Genomic DNA, 16,939 nt, shown 5'->3' with positions numbered 1-16,939 from the left:
TACAGCAAAATGACTTTCAAGTACGACGTAATTGTTGTTGGAGCCGGACACGCCGGATGCGAGGCCGCTTGTGCAGCCGCAAATTTAGGTTCAAAAACCCTGCTCATTACAATGGATATGAATAAAATCGCACAAATGAGTTGCAACCCGGCTATCGGTGGTATTGCAAAGGGACAGATTGTGCGGGAAATAGACGCACTGGGAGGTAACACCGGAATCGTAACCGACAAGACGGCGATACAGTTCAGGATGCTCAACCGCTCTAAAGGACCTGCCATGTGGAGTCCTCGAGCACAAAGCGACCGGGAAAAGTTCATCCACACATGGAGAGAAATAATCGAAAATACAGACAATCTGTATCTGTGGCAAGATTCGGTAAAAGAGTTGGTCATAAAAAATAATACGGTAACCGGAGTTCTTACAAACATGGATGTCCAGTTTTCAGCAAAATCCGTAGTTATCACTTCCGGAACTTTCATGAACGGACTAATACATATCGGAAAGACTCAACTGCGAGGAGGTAGAATTTCTGAACCTGCATCGTACGGAATCACCGAACAATTATCTGAATTAGGAATCACTGTCGGGCGAATGAAAACAGGGACTCCAGTACGAATAGACGGGAGAAGCGTCCATTTCGAATTAATGGCAGAACAACTGGGAGAAAACGACTTCCATAAATTTTCATATTTAGATTTTGAGCCGCGCAAATTAAAACAACAAAGCTGCTGGGCGACATATACGAACGAAGAAGTGCATCGGATACTCCGTCAAGGGCTACCCGATTCTCCCCTATTTAACGGACAAATCAAAAGTATCGGACCACGCTATTGTCCCAGTATCGAGACAAAAATCGTCACATTCCCCGATAAAACAGAACATCAATTATTTTTAGAACCGGAAGGTGAAACCACCCGAGAATTTTATTTGAACGGATTTTCATCTTCTTTACCACTGGAAATTCAACTGAATGCTCTGCAAAAAATACCGGCATTTAAAGACATTCAAATCTATCGTCCGGGATATGCGATCGAATACGATTATTTTGATCCGACGCAACTTTTGCATAATCTCGAAACAAAAAAAATCAAGAATCTTTTCTTTGCCGGACAGGTAAACGGAACAACCGGATATGAAGAAGCTGCAGGACAAGGTATAATTGCAGGAATAAATGCCCATATCAACTGCCACGGGGGAAATCCGTTCATTTTAGCTCGGAACGAAGCATATATCGGAGTATTAATTGATGATTTGGTAACAAAGGGCGTAGATGAACCTTACCGAATGTTTACATCCAGAGCCGAATATCGCATTTTACTTCGTCAAGACGATGCAGATATGCGTCTTACCGAAAAATCTTATAATTTAGGATTAGCTTCTACCCAAAGGCACAGTCTTCTCATCGAGAAAAAAGAGCATATCAATCATCTTATAGAATTCGCAAAAAACTATTCCGTAAAGCCTCAATACATAAATAGCGGCTTAGAGCAACTCGGAACATCCCCGTTAAAACAAGGAATAAAACTGATCGACTTAATTTTACGGCCTCAATTATCCATTTCTAAAATTGCAGAACTAATCCCTGCCCTACATAAAGAAATCGATAAAATCAAGAATCGTAAAGATGAAATCATAGAAGCTACGGAAATTCGAATAAAATATGAAGGATATATCGATCGTGAAAAAATGATTGCCGATAAAATATCTCGTCTTGAGAATATTCGAATAAAAGGAAAATTCGACTATAATTCGATAAAACAACTTTCGACTGAAGCAAGACAAAAGCTCGACAAAATCGATCCGGAAACAATCGCTCAGGCTGCTCGAATCCCGGGAATTTCGCCAAGCGACATCAATATTTTATTGGTATTATCCGGAAGATAACTTTTAGTTCCACGTGAAACAATAGAAAGAAACTCTTTAAATAAACAATACAAACATCAATAAAACAATAAGATAGAACAAGCCATGAGCATCGAAAACATTAAAGAAAAGATCAGGGATGTAAAAGACTTTCCACAAAAAGGAATCATCTTCAGAGATCTCACAACAGTATTTAAAGACAAAGACTGTCTACATGCCCTTAGTGAAGAACTGACAAAACTATATAAAGAAAAAGGGATAACAAAAGTTGTAGGGATAGAATCCAGAGGGTTCATAATGGGCCCGATTATCGCCAACAATTTAGGGGCAGGATTTGTTACATTAAGAAAACCGGGGAAACTTCCTGCCGAAACATGGAGTGAAAGCTATGAAAAAGAATATGGTACCGACACAATCGAAATACATAAAGATGCGCTCAATTCAGAAGACATAATTGTATTGCATGACGACCTGCTGGCAACCGGTGGGACAATGCTGGCTGCATACAAATTAGTAAAACGGTTTAATCCTAAAAAAGTCTATGTAAATTTTATCGTAGAACTGGAATTTTTAAAAGGAAGGGATGTTTTCCCTCCTGAAGTAGAAATCGAAGCTCTCATTAAATACTAAATGGCAGAAACAACAAGCGAACATATTAAAAGCATCATTGCCCTCCTACCCGAAACTCCTGGCGTGTACCAATATTTCGATAAAGAGGGCAAAATTATTTATGTCGGGAAAGCAAAAAATTTAAAACGCAGAGTATCTTCCTACTTCAATAAAGTTCATGACTCGGTAAAGACGAATGTCTTAGTACGGAATATTCGCGATCTAAAATATATCGTAGTAAAAACCGAAGAAGACGCCCTACATCTTGAAAACAGCCTGATCAAGGAATACAAACCCCGATATAATGTTTTATTGAAAGATGATAAAACATACCCATGGATCACCGTTCGCAATGAGCATTTCCCCAGAGTATTCTTAACCCGAAAAGTTATAAAAGACGGCTCTAAATATTATGGACCGTATGCAAATGTGCATTTAGCAAAAACCGTTCTTGAGCTTATTCGGACACTCTATCCGATACGCACGTGCCCACATAACCTTACTCCGGAAAACATTCGTCGGGGAAAATTCAAGATTTGTCTCCAATATCACATCAAAAATTGCAAAGGCGCATGTGAAGGCCTTGAAGAGGAAAAGACCTATTTAGAATATATTTCTCAAGTAAAACAGATTCTTAACGGCAATATACAGCAATTAAGCGAACACTTGTTACAAGAAATGGGTAAACTATCGGAAAACCTGAAATTCGAAGAAGCTCAAGTCTTAAAAGAGAAATATCTCTTATTAGAAAAATACCGGGCAAAATCAGTCATTGTAAGCACGACAATACATAACATCGACATATTTTCTTACGATGAAGAGGATGATGCCGCATTCGTGAATTACATGCATATCCGCAACGGTTCGATCGTACAAAGTTTCACAATCGAATACAAGAAAAGGCTTGATGAAGCAAAAGAAGATATTCTTGCATTGGGAATCGCAGAATTACGTACTCGCTTTAAGAGTCTGTCTCGTGAAATAGTCGTTCCGTTTCTACCTGATCTTGAATTTGAAAATGTAGAATTTATCGTTCCTCAACGCGGAGACAAGAAAAAATTACTCGAAATATCGGAGCAAAATGTAAAACAATACAAAATCGACAAGCTAAAACAGACAGAAAAGCTTAATCCCGAGCACCGCAGCATGAAGCTGCTTAAAGAAATACAAAAAGAACTCTGCATGAGTAAACCTCCTGTACATATCGAATGCTTCGATAATTCGAATATTCAGGGTAGTGACGCTGTTGCTGCATGCGTCGTATTCAAAATGGGTAAACCGGCAAAAAAAGAATACCGTAAATACAACATAAAAACTGTCGTAGGCCCGGATGATTATGCCTCGATGAAAGAGGTCGTCAGACGCCGTTACCAGCGCCTAATCCGAGAAGAAGCACCTCTTCCCGATCTCATCATTGCAGATGGAGGAAAAGGTCAAATGGAGATAATCAGAGAAGTAATAGAAGATGAACTGCACCTTGAAATTCCTATCGCCGGATTAGTAAAAAATGACCGACACAGAACCTCCGAACTTCTATTCGGGTTTCCCCCCAAAGTAATTGGAATAAAAGTTCAAAGCCAACTTTTCAGACTATTGGAACAGATACAAAATGAAGTACACCGGTTTGCTATTACATTTCATAAAGACAAACGAAGTAAACGCCAAATCGCATCTGCGTTCGATAATATAAAAGGCATAGGAGATAAAACAAAGACCGCCCTCCTGAAAGAATTTAAAAGCATGAAACGAGTTAAAGAAGCGAGTTTCGAGGAGATAGCAAGCATAATCGGTAAAGCCAAAGCCAAAATAATAATACAAAATCTCAACTCTCAACATTAATGAATAAAATAAACATAAGAAATTTTGAACAGTTTTTTTTAGAATTAATCAAGTCTGATTCGGGAATTTTTTCGAGAGAGTTTTTTTGTTTTTACAAGAGAGATAGCAGTCTAAACTGACAAATGAAAACAGAAAAAGCAGACCGAAAGAAAAAGCAAAGATACCCTGATTGCATTTTTTATCGGAAAATTTAGACTGGCTCTTAAAACTTTATTCGTAACTTTGTATTAATAGAGCAATAAGAAGTCGATATGAGAATCTTAATACAACGGGTAAAACAGGCTTCCGTAACTATTAGCGGAAAAATAAAATCAAAAATAGATACAGGACTGCTGATTTTGGTCGGAATTGAAGAAGCCGACACAAAAGAAGATGCAGAATGGTTGGCAAAAAAAGCGACATCCTTACGTATTTTCGATGATGAAAACGGCATTATGAACCGATCAGTAAAGGATATTGGCGGATCAGTACTCATTGTAAGCCAATTTACTTTGCACGCATCAACCAAAAAAGGAAATCGTCCCTCATATATCAAAGCGGCAAAACACGAGCATGCAATACCTATGTACGAAGCCTTATGTCACTACACAGAACAAGAAATCGGAAAATCCGTAGCGACAGGAGAATTTGGGGCTGATATGCAAGTAGAATTGGTCAACGACGGACCTGTAACAATCTGGATAGACTCTAAAAATAAAGAATAACCATGACCATAGAAGAAGCTCAAATAACTGTAGATCAATGGATAAAAGAGTTCGGAGTAAAATATTTCAGTGAACTCACCAATATGGCGATTCTTACAGAAGAGGTAGGAGAAGTCGCCCGTATTATTTCCCGTAGATATGGAGATCAATCATTCAAAGAAAGCGATAAAGAACGTGATCTCGGAGACGAAATGGCCGATGTTTTATGGGTACTTCTATGCCTTGCCAATCAAACAGGAATAAACCTCACGGAAGCATTCGAGAAAAATCTCCTGAAAAAAACAAATCGGGACAAAGAGAGACACATCAATAATCCTAAACTATACTAATTATGGACAAGTACAACGAAGCTCTTCAAAACTACAACACCAATCTGAACGATGATGTAGTGAAACAAGAAGTAGAACAGATCCTTCGGGAAAATCTATCGAAATACAGCAATACGGATGTTTATAAATTCCTTTTCGGCTGTATAGATCTGACTTCCCTCAACACGACCGACACAGCACAACATATCACGAATTTTACAAAACGGGTAAACGATTTCGAAAATGAACATCCCGAAATGAATAACGTTGCCGCGATATGTGTATATCCCAATATGGCAGGAACAGTCCGCATGAATCTGGAAGTATCCGATGTAAATATCGCTGCCGTTTCGGCAGGATTCCCCTCTTCTCAGACCTTTACCGAAGTAAAAGTTGCAGAAACGGCATTAGCTGTTGCCGATGGAGCTGATGAAATAGATATTGTGATTAATGTCGGGAACTTTTTAGCGGAAGAATACGAAGAAATGTGCGATGAAATCGAAGAAATCAAACACTCTTGCAGGGATGCTCACCTGAAAGTAATTCTTGAAACCGGAGCGCTGAAAACAGCCTCAAACATAAAAAAAGCTTCTATATTGGCGATCTATTCAGGAGCAGACTTCATTAAAACTTCAACAGGAAAAATGGAACCGGCGGCAACCCTCGAAGCTGCTTATGTCATGTGCCAGGCAATCAAAGAATATTACGATAAAACCGGAACAATGATCGGATTCAAACCGGCCGGAGGAATATCTACCACAGAAGATGCCGTAAAATATTATTGCATTGTCGCCGAAGTTCTCGGAGAAAAATGGTTGGATAAAAAATATTTCCGTTTAGGTGCCAGTCGTTTAGCAAACAATTTGTTAAGCTCCATAGCCGGAAGCCCGGTCAAATTTTTCTAAATACAAAAAAGAGAGGGATACTTTTCCGAATGGAAGTATCCCCTTTTTATTTCTCTCAAATATCCTATTTTCAGTTACTTTGTTCTATCGATCGTATAATCTAAAATAGCTTTTAGAGAAGTCACAACGGGATTTTCACCAAAAGAAGCCAAAGCCGCATAGCCTTCTGTTCGTAAACGCTCCATAACCTTCTTAGCATACTCTATCCCTCCATGAGATTTTGCAAATTCGGTCAACTTATCGATATCCTTAGCGGATAATTCTTTTTGCCTCAAAATTGCCATTACCTCATCCCTTTCAACATCCGTAGCATTCCGAACCGCAAAAATCAAAGGTAGAGTAACTTTGCCCTCCCTCAAATCATTTCCGGTAGGTTTACCAATAGTATCATCCGAAAAATAGTCGAACGTATCGTCCTTTATCTGAAAACAAAGCCCCAGTTTCTCTCCGAAAACCATTAATTGTTCGATAGCTTCAGAAGATGCACCATTCGATAAAGCCCCCATTTTCATACAGGAGATAAACAAGGACGCCGTTTTCTGACGGATTACATTAAAATAGGCTTCTTCATTCAAAACATGATCTTGAGCTATCGAAAGTTGGTCGATCTCTCCTTTCGCCAATTCCTGACCTAAAAATCCCAGCGTATTAATAACCTCCAGAATCCCGGTAGAAATAGAACGCTTCAACGCACAAGAGACAAAATAATCACCTACCAGCACTGCTATACGATTATCCCAAACTCCATTAATCGTGGGCTTTCCTCGACGTTGCTTCGATTCATCGACAACATCATCGTGTATAAGACTGGCATTATGCAAAAGTTCTATAGCAGCAGCAGCATCGATAGTAACAGCATTGATTTTCCCAAATAAACGGGCACTCAACAACACCAACATAGGACGTATTTGCTTGCCTTTCGTTCCGAGAAAATAATCAACAACGGTATTCATCATCGGACTGCTTGTATTCAACGTCTCTGCCAAAGTCCGGTTCAGAATCTCCAATTCATCAAGAATAGGCTGCTGTATAATAGATAGTTTATCCATATTATTTTAATGATGTGCAAAAATAGCAATAAAACAAAAGAATATCCATATTTATTGTAAATTTACCGGGAAATAAGGGAAATTTTTTCCCGATATAAAAACAAAGTACATTAAAAACAGCCTGCAAATGCAAGAAAAAAAGCTATTTTTACTGGATGCCTACGCACTCATCTACCGCTCATATTACGCATTCATCAAAAATCCGAGAATCAACTCTAAAGGAGTAAATACCTCCGCTATATTCGGATTTGTAAATACGTTGGAAGACGTACTGAAAAAAGAAAATCCTTCCCATATTGCAGTAGGATTCGATCCCAGTGGTCCGACTTTCAGGCACGAAGCATATGAGCTTTATAAAGCACAGAGAGAAGAAACTCCGGAGGTAATAAGACAATCCGTACCTATTATAAAAGAAATTATCAAAGCCTACAATATACCTATCATAGAAGTTCCCGGTTTCGAAGCCGATGATGTCATAGGCACACTGGCCAAGCTGGCTGAAAAAGAAGGGTTCGATACGTATATGATGACCCCGGATAAAGACTACGGGCAATTGGTCAGTCCTCACATTTTTATCTACAAACCCAAATTCGGAGGAGGAGATTTCGAAGTACGCGGAGTTGAAGAAATAAAACAAAAATTCTCCATCGAACGTCCTGAACAGGTTATCGATATACTCGGGCTTATGGGCGATGCGTCAGACAATATCCCGGGATGTCCCGGCGTAGGAGAAAAAACAGCGATAAAACTGGTCAATGAATTCGGCTCTATCGAAAATTTACTTTGCTGTACCGATCAGTTGAAGGGTGCGTTACGCAAAAAAGTAGAAGAAAACAAGCAACAAATAGAATTTTCCAAATTTCTGGCAACGATAAAAACAGACGTCCCCATAATTTTCAATGAAAAAGAATTATTACGAGAAGCGATAAACGAAATCCGATTACGGGAAATTTTCGAGGAACTTGAATTTAGGAATTTAGCAGATCGAGTATTAGGTACAACAGTTAACAAAACAACTGTTTCAAAAACACCTATTCAAGCTTCTCTCTTTGACGTATTTCCGGACGAGAATACAGAAGAAGAAAAATATTCGATTCTCAGTGAGTTAAAAACCATAGAACATGACTATCAAATAATTGATAATGAGAACAAAATATCTGATTTAATAACCGAATTAGAAAATGCGGAATATTTTGCTTTTGACACAGAAACTACCGGAATCGATCCGATATCGGCCGAATTGGTAGGAATGTCATTTGCATTACAAGAAAATAAAGCATTTTATGTTCCTATCCCGACAGAACGGGATAAAGCGAATCAACTTGTAAATAAATTTAAAAATGCATTAGAAAATACAAACTCATTAAAAATAGGTCAAAATATAAAATACGACTATATCGTATTGAGAAATTATGGAATCACTGTAAAAGGGAAATTCTTCGACACAATGGTAGCCCATTATTTATTGCAGCCCGAACAACGCCATAACATGGACTACTTGGCTGAAATTTATCTCAAATACAAAACCGTACACATTGAAGAACTTATCGGTCCTAAAGGAAAAAATCAGCTATCAATGCGCCAAGTGCCGATCGAAAAGATCAGTGAGTATGCCGCCGAAGACGCAGATATAACACTAAAACTAAAAAATGTCTTCGAAAAGGAATTAAAAAAAGAAGGTCTCGAACCCCTCTTCTACTCCATCGAAATGCCGTTAATACGAGTATTGGCAGAGATGGAAATCACCGGAGTCAGAGTCGATACCGAAGCTTTGCGCCAATCTTCGATTCTACTTACCGAAAAAGTTCTGCAACTCGAACAGGAAATTTATCAATTGGCAGGAACAGAATTCAATGTCAGTTCGGCACGACAAGTAGGAGAAGTTTTGTTCGAACGTCTTAAAATCGATGAAAAAGCCAAAAAAACAAAAACCGGACAATATTCTACGACCGAAGAAATTCTGGAAAAACTCCGTTCCAAACATCCTATTGTAGGAAAAATATTAGAACAACGGGGAGTAAAAAAACTTCTGTCCACGTACGTCAATGCTCTGCCCGAACTTATCAATCCCAAAACAGGAAAGATACATACTTCATTTAACCAGACGGTAACTGCCACAGGACGATTAAGTTCAAGTAATCCTAATCTTCAGAATATACCCATCAGAGACAGTGAAGGACGAGAGATACGCAGGGCTTTTATTCCCGATGACCGATGCCTGTTTTTCTCGGCTGACTACTCCCAGATCGAGTTGCGCATCATGGCCGATCTCAGCGAAGATCCCAATATGATAGAAGCTTTTACCTCAGGCAAAGACATTCATGCTGCTACAGCTGCCAAAATATACAAAATACCGATCGAAGAAGTAACGCCCAATATGCGTAGAAAAGCGAAGACCGCCAACTTCGGTATTATCTACGGAATTTCCGTATTCGGACTTTCAGACAGGCTCAATATACCTCGATCTGAAGCCAAAGAACTGATAAACGGATATTTCGAGACATACCCCCATATAAAAGAATATATGGATAAAAGCATACAGATAGCCCGAGAAAAAGGGTATGTAGAAACGATAAGCGGACGCAAACGGATGTTACCCGACATTAATTCCAAAAACAGCATCGTACGCGGATATGCCGAACGAAATGCAATAAATGCACCTATACAAGGAAGCGCTGCAGACATTATAAAGATTGCCATGGTCCGCATTTTCGACCGATTCGAAAAGAATGGGCTAAAGGCCCGGATGATTCTTCAAGTACATGACGAACTCAATTTCAGTGTTCCTGAGAACGAAATAGAAATTGTTGAGCATATCGTAAAAGAAGAAATGGAAAATGCATACCAACTAAAAGTCCCTTTAATAGCTGATTCCGGTATCGGAAAAAACTGGCTCGAAGCACATTAACGATAACACAAGCTGTCTCATCCCTATATTTTGAGACAGCTTGCTAATTTTTCCTACATATCATAAATCATTAAAGCAGGAAAAACAAAAAGAGAAATACAACATATATATCTTATATTTTCTCTCAAAAGAAAAATAATTATAGAATTCTACAATTTCCAACCAGAAGTTTTCATTTGAATATTCCATAAACGGGCATATAACCGATCATTTTTCAGAAGTTCCTCATGAGTACCTTGCTCCACAATCCGACCATCGTCTAAAACAACAATCTTATCGGCATTTCGAATTGTTTTAAGACGATGAGCTATGACAATAACCGTACGTCCGGTTATCAACTTCGTAATAGCCCGTTGTACTTCCACCTCATTTTCAGGATCAAGAGAAGCTGTCGCCTCATCAAGAAGAACAATCTGAGCATCTTTCAGCATCGCCCGGGCGATACTTAGCCGCTGCTTCTCCCCTCCGGAAAGGGTACATCCTCCCTCTCCGACCATCGTATCATAACCTTTAGGCAACCGCATAATAAAATCATGACACTGAGCAGCCCGAGCAGCTTCGATAACTTCCTCATCCGTGGCATCGTCTTTACCGAAACGGATATTATTACGAATCGAATCCTGAAAAAGATATACATCCTGAAATACCATAGAAACATGGCGCATCAATGATTCAGGATCAAGAGAAGAAAGATCCGACCCATTCATTAAAACCCGTCCCGATGTAGGATCATAGAACCGTGCACACAATTTCATTAGCGTACTTTTTCCACTCCCCGATGGTCCGACAAGAGCCGTAAGAGCTCCTTTTTTCAATATAAGATCGATACCGTGCAATACCTCTTTATCCTGATATGCAAAAGAAACATTCCGGAATTCAATATCTCCTCCTTCAGGAGCAATATCTTTACCTTTCATTTCCGGTTCTCGCATCAAGTCAAGTATACGGCCTCCTGCGATAGAGAAATAGCGAAATTCTGCAAAATTAGTCAATGCAGACGTAAGAGGATCAAACACCCTAGAACCGACAACAAGAAAAAGAACAAATGTCGCTAATGACAAATCTCCTCCTATAAGTAAATAAGCACCACCAAGAATCATCAATGTCAACCCAGAACGTATCAACGTAACCGATAACAATACAAAAGGCCCGAGTAACGCCTCTTGCCGAATACAAGCTCGACGTAAATCGGCAAAAGCATCACGTAAACGAGTAAAACGTTCTCCCAACAAATTATATGCTTTCATTACTCTAATACCTTGCAAATACTCTTCCAATCGATTTCCAGCATTGATTTTCGCCTCTATTTGCCGTCCGCTCAAACGTCGTTGAACCCCAGTACTTACCCAAAGTACCAATATAGCAAAAGGCAACGCGATAAACATAGCCAAAGACATCTGCCAATCTATCCATAACAATGACAAAAAAGCCAACACAGGCATTACTAAAGCACCCATTAATTGAGGTAAATGATGTGAAATCCCCGTCTCTGCCATAGTAAAGTCGGTAATCATCATAGAAGAAATATCTCCCGGATCACGACGAGAAAGAAACCCTAACGATAATTTGCGCAAATGCTCAGCCAAGGCAATACGCCCATCGGCACTCATGGTATAAGCTCCGCGAAAATTGGCACGATATGAAGCCCTCTCAGCAACTATCATTATGAAAACATAAGCAACAAGAATAAAGAACAATGTCCACAAACGAGAAATATCAAGAGAAGTTCCGCTTCCGTCAAAGGCATGAAATATAATATTTATAGCTTCAATAGACAGACAAAAAGGAATAATGTTTACTAAATTGGCAAGGATCGTATAACCAACAGGTTTCTTTAAACGTTCCGGTTGCCCGACAGTTATATTTTGTATCGCATTCATAATTCTTTTATAAAGTTATTTTTGAGCAATAATACACAAATCTTCTTTCCGACGTTTATATACAGAAATATCCGTAAAACCCGATCGGGAAAGTAAAGAACGAAGTTCTCTTACCGGATGTATTGTCATCCCGTCTATCCGACTCGTCCATATTGTATTAGACGGATCACTCATTTCACAGCAAATCAAGAAAATTCCACCTTTCTTTAGTACACGAGCTATTTCAGTAAATGACTGCAAAAGGTCATTCCAGAAATAAATCGTTTCAAATGCTGTAACTACATTGAACATTTCATTCTCGTACGGAAGCTTTTCTACACTTCCCTGCTCTATAAAGCATCGTTTTCCGAGCAAATCCCGGTTCTTTTTCCGAGCAAATTTCACACTTTCTTCACTAATGTCAATACCATAAACACTCCCTTCAGGACAACGTATCGACATCTCTGCAAGATTAGCTCCACCTCCACAACCGACATCCAATAAAGACCATTCGGGAGACCATTTTAAATAAGACATACCCCATTTGGCCAGCGGTGCATGTCCTTTATTCATCCCTCGTAAAATAATCCGTCCCCAAAAGCCTTCCGGTTTTCTTGTATTTTGGAGAATCTTATTAATAAAACTCTGTTTAAACATAAATACTACCCCCTAATTATTTATTTCCGACATTGAGTTCCCAACGAAAAGCATCGGTATAAGCATCCCACATTTGCCGGTAAACACCGGACATTGAGGTGAGCTCCTTATGCGTACCGATTTGCACTACTTTACCCTCTTTCAAAACGACGATTTGTTGTGCCGAAATAATAGAAGACAAGCGATGAGCAATTACAATTACGGTTTTATCCTTAATAAGATGCTGCAGTGCCCGTTGCATCTTATACTCATTTTCTGGGTCTGCAAAAGCTGTTGCCTCATCCAGAACAAGGATAGGAGCATTTTTCAGAATTGCACGTGCCACACAAATGCGTTGAGATTCACCTCCTGAAAGATACACGCCTTTATCTCCTATACGAGTTTCATAGCCATTCGGGAGATTCATAATAAAATCGTGGCACTGAGCAGCTCGAGCAGCATCTTCTACCTGCTGACGTGTTGCACCAGGACAACCTACTGCAATGTTTTCATATAATGTATCATAAAAAAGAAACGTATCTTGAAAAACAAAAGAAACAAGATTCATTAATCGTTCATTCGCAATATCTCTCACATCCACACCTCCGATTCGGATATTTCCTTCCGCTACATCCCAGAAACGGGGTATCAGGCTTGCAACCGTACTTTTACCAGAACCTGACGGACCTACCAATGCTGTAATCTCTCCTTGCCGCGCAACAAACGATACATCACGTAAAGCCTCTGTACGTGTTGCTTGCTCACGATTCTCATAAGAAAAACCGACATGATCAAACTCAATATCATAAGAAACAGGATTTTTTGCAACAACCGGCTCTGGAATCGGATTTTCGTCAAATATCCGGTCGATACGTTTCACCCCCTCATCGATTTCCCTTGTTCCGCCACCTAAAAACATCAGTTTATAAACAGGAGACGTAACTCCAGGACCCATCACAATAAAAAAAAGCCATACAGCAGCCAACGCCAGATTTCCAGAATTTCCCTGCATCAGTAATAAACCTACAGGAAGAACAAGCGTAACAATAGAATTAAGCAATACTGTAAACAAAACAAAACCTCGTTCATAAGTATCACAAACTTTTAATGCCCACTTTTTATATCCCAATATTTCTTTATGAAATTGACGGAAAGAATGCACACTTTGTCCGAATATTTTCACAACAGGCATACCCCGGACATATTGCACCGCCGAAGCACTCATTCTCTCTTGTGTATCGAAATAAGTCGCAGTAAACTCACGAGCTTTCTTCCCCATAAAATTAACATATTGCAAACCTATACTCATTATTATGCATGCCAGACAAACAGCAGCAAACCATCCGTTAAGCGAAAAAAAGATAATGAACATAAATATTTCGGTAGCCACCACATTCACCAAATCAGGTATAGTATGCGCGATAAAGGTCTCTATCTTTTCGATATTCTGTTCCATCGTTTTTTTTATTGCTCCCGTAGAAGATCCGTTCAAAAAACCTAAAGATAACCGTCCTATATGTTCAGACAATCTCACACGTAATCCGTATAATATACGGAAAGCAGCGACATGCGAAGCCATAAGTGCAACATAAAGCAGCAACAACCCGAAAACCAACCCGGCAAAAGCGGTCCAACCCCAATGTATGAGAAACGAACCATTTACCATATCAAGATCTCCCGCATTTACCAAAAGTTCATTCAGAACTTCATACACCGCCCAATAAGGAGTCAACATACAAAGAGCACTACCGGCAGACAATACTCCGGATAAGATTAACAACCCTTTCCGCTGACCCGCAATTTGGAAAAGACGACTTAAACCCTCTTTCTTTTTCATCTCTGTCATAAGTATCTGTTCTTAATTTATTTTTTTGCAATACCTTGATTTGCAACCGCATCTTGCATTTGTTTGATTTTTTCCGGATCACCTAAATAATAATCGCGAACAAAATTTAAAGACTCGTCAAACTCAAATACATAAGGCATAGCCGTTGGAATATTTAAATTCGCAATATCCGTATCCGATATACCTTTCAAATATTTAACAATACCTCTTAAACTATTTCCATGGGCAACGACCAGAATGTTATCAACAACTGTCAAACGAGGAAATATTTCGCATTCCCAATAGGGAATAACCCTCATTATAGCATCTTTCAAAGATTCCGTTCGCGGCAAATCGCAAAGAGGAACATGAGAATATCTCACATCATTGATCGGACTCTCAGGATCACTATCCTTTAACGGCATCGGTGCTACATCATAACTTCGACGCCATATATGCACCTGTTCATTCCCATAACGAGCAGCAGTCTCACTTTTATTCAAGCCTTGGAGAGCACCATAATGCTTCTCATTAAGCCTCCATGACTTAAAGACCGGTATCCAATCCGCATTCATCCTGTCAAGGACACAATTCAAAGTTTTTACAGCTCTCTTCAAATAAGAGGCATAGGCCATTTGAAAAGAAATACCGGCTTCTTTCAAAAGATTTCCGGCTTCATAACCCTCCTCAACTCCTTTATCGCTTAAGTCCACATCCGTCCATCCGGTAAAACGGTTCTCCTTATTCCAAAGACTCTCTCCATGTCGTAACAATACGATTTTTTTCATTTTACTTTTAAGTTTTAGAGCCTGTTTAAATTTTATCCGAAATAAGAATCTCTTATTACGATCAAAAAATCAAAAAAAATACTTCTATAAAATTCAAATCGGCTGCATTAATATTTATAGTTTATTTATTCTCGATACAGTATCCTAACATAGAACTGAACTTACAACTAAAACGAGGAAACAATCCCAATACCATTCCCATACCCCAGCGATGCGGGAAATGTCTTTGGTATACTCCTTGATCAATAAGCTGCAAACGAGATTCCCATTGCTCTACGAGATGTCCATCGCTAATACCAGAACGGATATGTACCTTATGCCCTCTAAGAGAATCCGGTTTCACGTGAAACCTATGCATCATACTTCCACATACATCAAACCAGATTTCTCCCCCTGAAAAACGTTCTGCTAAATTATGCAGCACCGAACGCACCTGATCTTCATAAAAAAACATCAGTACCCCTTCTATTATAAAAATAAAAGAACTTTCAGGGTGTTTCTCTTTCAAATCGTCCATCCATTTCGTTTCTAATAACGAAGCTGCGATATACTTATCGAAATCCGATTCCGGTATCAACTTTCTACGCAAATCGATCACTTCCGGCAAATCCAATTCATAAAACATGACACCACCATACTCTTTCAGTCGTTGATACCGAGTATCCAATCCGCATCCCACATTCACAACAACCGGTTTTATTTTATCGAAAATAAAACGTCGTACGGCATCATCAAAATACCTGCCTCTTACGACACAACCGATTTCACTCAACTTTGCACCATCAAACCTTGAATAATCATATTCTATACTCTCCATCAATCGTTCAGCCAACTCATCTTTCAGAACAGCATCCTTTCTCCTACCCTCTTTAGCCCTCATGTAAAGTGGTATAAGAAGAGTCTCCGCCACAATGTTTTCAAACTCAATTTTTTTTTTCATATCTTTCTTGTCTCAATAATTAAAAACGAACATTATTCAATTTCATTCAAAAAAAAGAGAGCCTATCTCTTCATAAGCTCTCTCCAACCTGTAACACAAAAAATCATATATTCCGTTATTATTTTTTCCGTTTCATCCGGTGTTCTCCTGTGAACGATCAGCTCTTCCAACATCGTAAACATCCAAACAGTATGCAAACGTATCGTAAAGTCCGAAACATCAATATTCAAATCCGGGTGTTTCCACTTCATCTTCAAAAAATAATCTTTCACCAGCATAGTCGAACGATCCGAAAAATCCTCTTTAAATCTCTCCAACGAAGTACCTTGAGACCTGAACAAAAGCAAAAACAACAAATCCCTGTACTTATTGACAATAGAAACATACTCATCTATAACAGACCGGAGATAATCATTCGTGAACATTTCCAGTATATCCGCACCCCTCTTCCCATGATGTTCGTCGAGCATTTCATAAAAACAATTCACTACAGGACGCACTATTTCATGAAAAATATCCTCTTTACTATCATAATAATTATAAATATTACTCAACCCCACATGGGAAGCTTCCGCAATTTTGCGCATAGGAACTTTTACATACCCTTTTGCATAAAACAACGGTGTCGCTGCAGCCAATATATTTTTCCTCACATATTCTTTTTCTGCTTGCATAAGTTCGATTTGACTTAACAGAACAAAATTAA

At 39.0% G+C, this 16,939-nt stretch carries 14 protein-coding genes; 7 read left to right on the top strand and 7 right to left on the bottom strand.

What is annotated here, in order from left to right; genetic code table 11:
* Positions 1-9 precede the first annotated feature (9 nt).
* From mnmG to deoC, 6 genes are all read left to right on the top strand, one after another.
* Positions 10-1,884 (top strand): tRNA uridine-5-carboxymethylaminomethyl(34) synthesis enzyme MnmG, encoded by a 1,875-nt coding sequence (gene mnmG / locus QUE35_RS09410; protein WP_022600141.1) that lies wholly within the window; start codon positions 10-12, stop codon positions 1,882-1,884.
* 84 nt (positions 1,885-1,968) lie between these two features.
* Entirely contained in the window at positions 1,969-2,493 is a 525-nt protein-coding gene (locus QUE35_RS09405; RefSeq protein ID WP_009318424.1) for an adenine phosphoribosyltransferase, read from the top strand.
* Positions 2,494-4,311, top strand: coding sequence for an excinuclease ABC subunit UvrC (gene uvrC / locus QUE35_RS09400; RefSeq protein WP_022600140.1), 1,818 nt, complete (start codon positions 2,494-2,496; stop codon positions 4,309-4,311).
* 251 nt (positions 4,312-4,562) lie between these two features.
* Complete coding sequence (gene dtd / locus QUE35_RS09395; RefSeq protein WP_022600138.1) at positions 4,563-5,015, top strand: D-aminoacyl-tRNA deacylase; 453 nt, start codon at positions 4,563-4,565, stop codon at positions 5,013-5,015.
* Between the two features lie 2 nt (positions 5,016-5,017).
* Positions 5,018-5,344 carry a nucleotide pyrophosphohydrolase gene (locus QUE35_RS09390; protein ID WP_022600137.1) on the top strand — a complete coding sequence of 109 codons (327 nt, stop codon included), beginning with the start codon at positions 5,018-5,020 and terminating at the stop codon, positions 5,342-5,344.
* Positions 5,345-5,346: 2 nt separating this feature from the next.
* Positions 5,347-6,228, top strand: coding sequence for a deoxyribose-phosphate aldolase (deoC, locus tag QUE35_RS09385; protein ID WP_009318418.1), 882 nt, complete (start codon positions 5,347-5,349; stop codon positions 6,226-6,228).
* A gap of 74 nt (positions 6,229-6,302) precedes the next feature.
* Here the strand turns inward: deoC and QUE35_RS09380 are convergent, their stop codons facing one another.
* Positions 6,303-7,277 carry a polyprenyl synthetase family protein gene (locus tag QUE35_RS09380; protein WP_009318417.1) on the bottom strand — a complete coding sequence of 325 codons (975 nt, stop codon included), beginning with the start codon at positions 7,275-7,277 and terminating at the stop codon, positions 6,303-6,305.
* Between the two features lie 127 nt (positions 7,278-7,404).
* Between QUE35_RS09380 and polA the strand changes: the two genes are divergently transcribed.
* Entirely contained in the window at positions 7,405-10,185 is a 2,781-nt protein-coding gene (gene polA / locus QUE35_RS09375; protein ID WP_022600135.1) for a DNA polymerase I, read from the top strand.
* Between the two features lie 149 nt (positions 10,186-10,334).
* Here the strand turns inward: polA and QUE35_RS09370 are convergent, their stop codons facing one another.
* The 6 genes from QUE35_RS09370 to QUE35_RS09345 all read right to left on the bottom strand — a co-directional run bounded on the left by QUE35_RS09370 (position 10,335) and on the right by QUE35_RS09345 (position 16,907).
* Positions 10,335-12,065, bottom strand: a complete 1,731-nt coding sequence (locus QUE35_RS09370) for an ABC transporter ATP-binding protein (protein WP_022600133.1) — start codon at positions 12,063-12,065, stop codon at positions 10,335-10,337.
* A 15-nt stretch (positions 12,066-12,080) separates the two neighbouring features.
* Positions 12,081-12,701 carry a class I SAM-dependent methyltransferase gene (locus tag QUE35_RS09365; protein WP_022600130.1) on the bottom strand — a complete coding sequence of 207 codons (621 nt, stop codon included), beginning with the start codon at positions 12,699-12,701 and terminating at the stop codon, positions 12,081-12,083.
* A 16-nt stretch (positions 12,702-12,717) separates the two neighbouring features.
* Positions 12,718-14,526: an ABC transporter ATP-binding protein gene (locus QUE35_RS09360; RefSeq protein ID WP_009318413.1), complete on the bottom strand. Its 1,809-nt coding sequence runs from the start codon at positions 14,524-14,526 to the stop codon at positions 12,718-12,720.
* Between the two features lie 17 nt (positions 14,527-14,543).
* On the bottom strand, positions 14,544-15,293 hold the full coding sequence (gene gpmA / locus QUE35_RS09355; protein ID WP_009318412.1) for a 2,3-diphosphoglycerate-dependent phosphoglycerate mutase: 750 nt from the start codon (positions 15,291-15,293) through the stop codon (positions 14,544-14,546).
* A gap of 121 nt (positions 15,294-15,414) precedes the next feature.
* A complete protein-coding gene (locus QUE35_RS09350) occupies positions 15,415-16,233 on the bottom strand; it encodes a class I SAM-dependent methyltransferase (RefSeq protein WP_009318411.1) in 819 nt (272 codons plus the stop codon).
* A gap of 62 nt (positions 16,234-16,295) precedes the next feature.
* Positions 16,296-16,907 carry a TetR/AcrR family transcriptional regulator gene (locus QUE35_RS09345; protein WP_022600127.1) on the bottom strand — a complete coding sequence of 204 codons (612 nt, stop codon included), beginning with the start codon at positions 16,905-16,907 and terminating at the stop codon, positions 16,296-16,298.
* Positions 16,908-16,939 lie beyond the last annotated feature (32 nt).

Source organism: Coprobacter fastidiosus, assembly GCF_030296935.1.
In the GTDB taxonomy this organism is placed as follows: Bacteria; Bacteroidota; Bacteroidia; order Bacteroidales; family Coprobacteraceae; genus Coprobacter; species Coprobacter fastidiosus.
The sequence above is the reverse complement of the archived record's forward strand: the minus strand, read 5'-3'. Positions and strand labels throughout refer to the sequence as shown.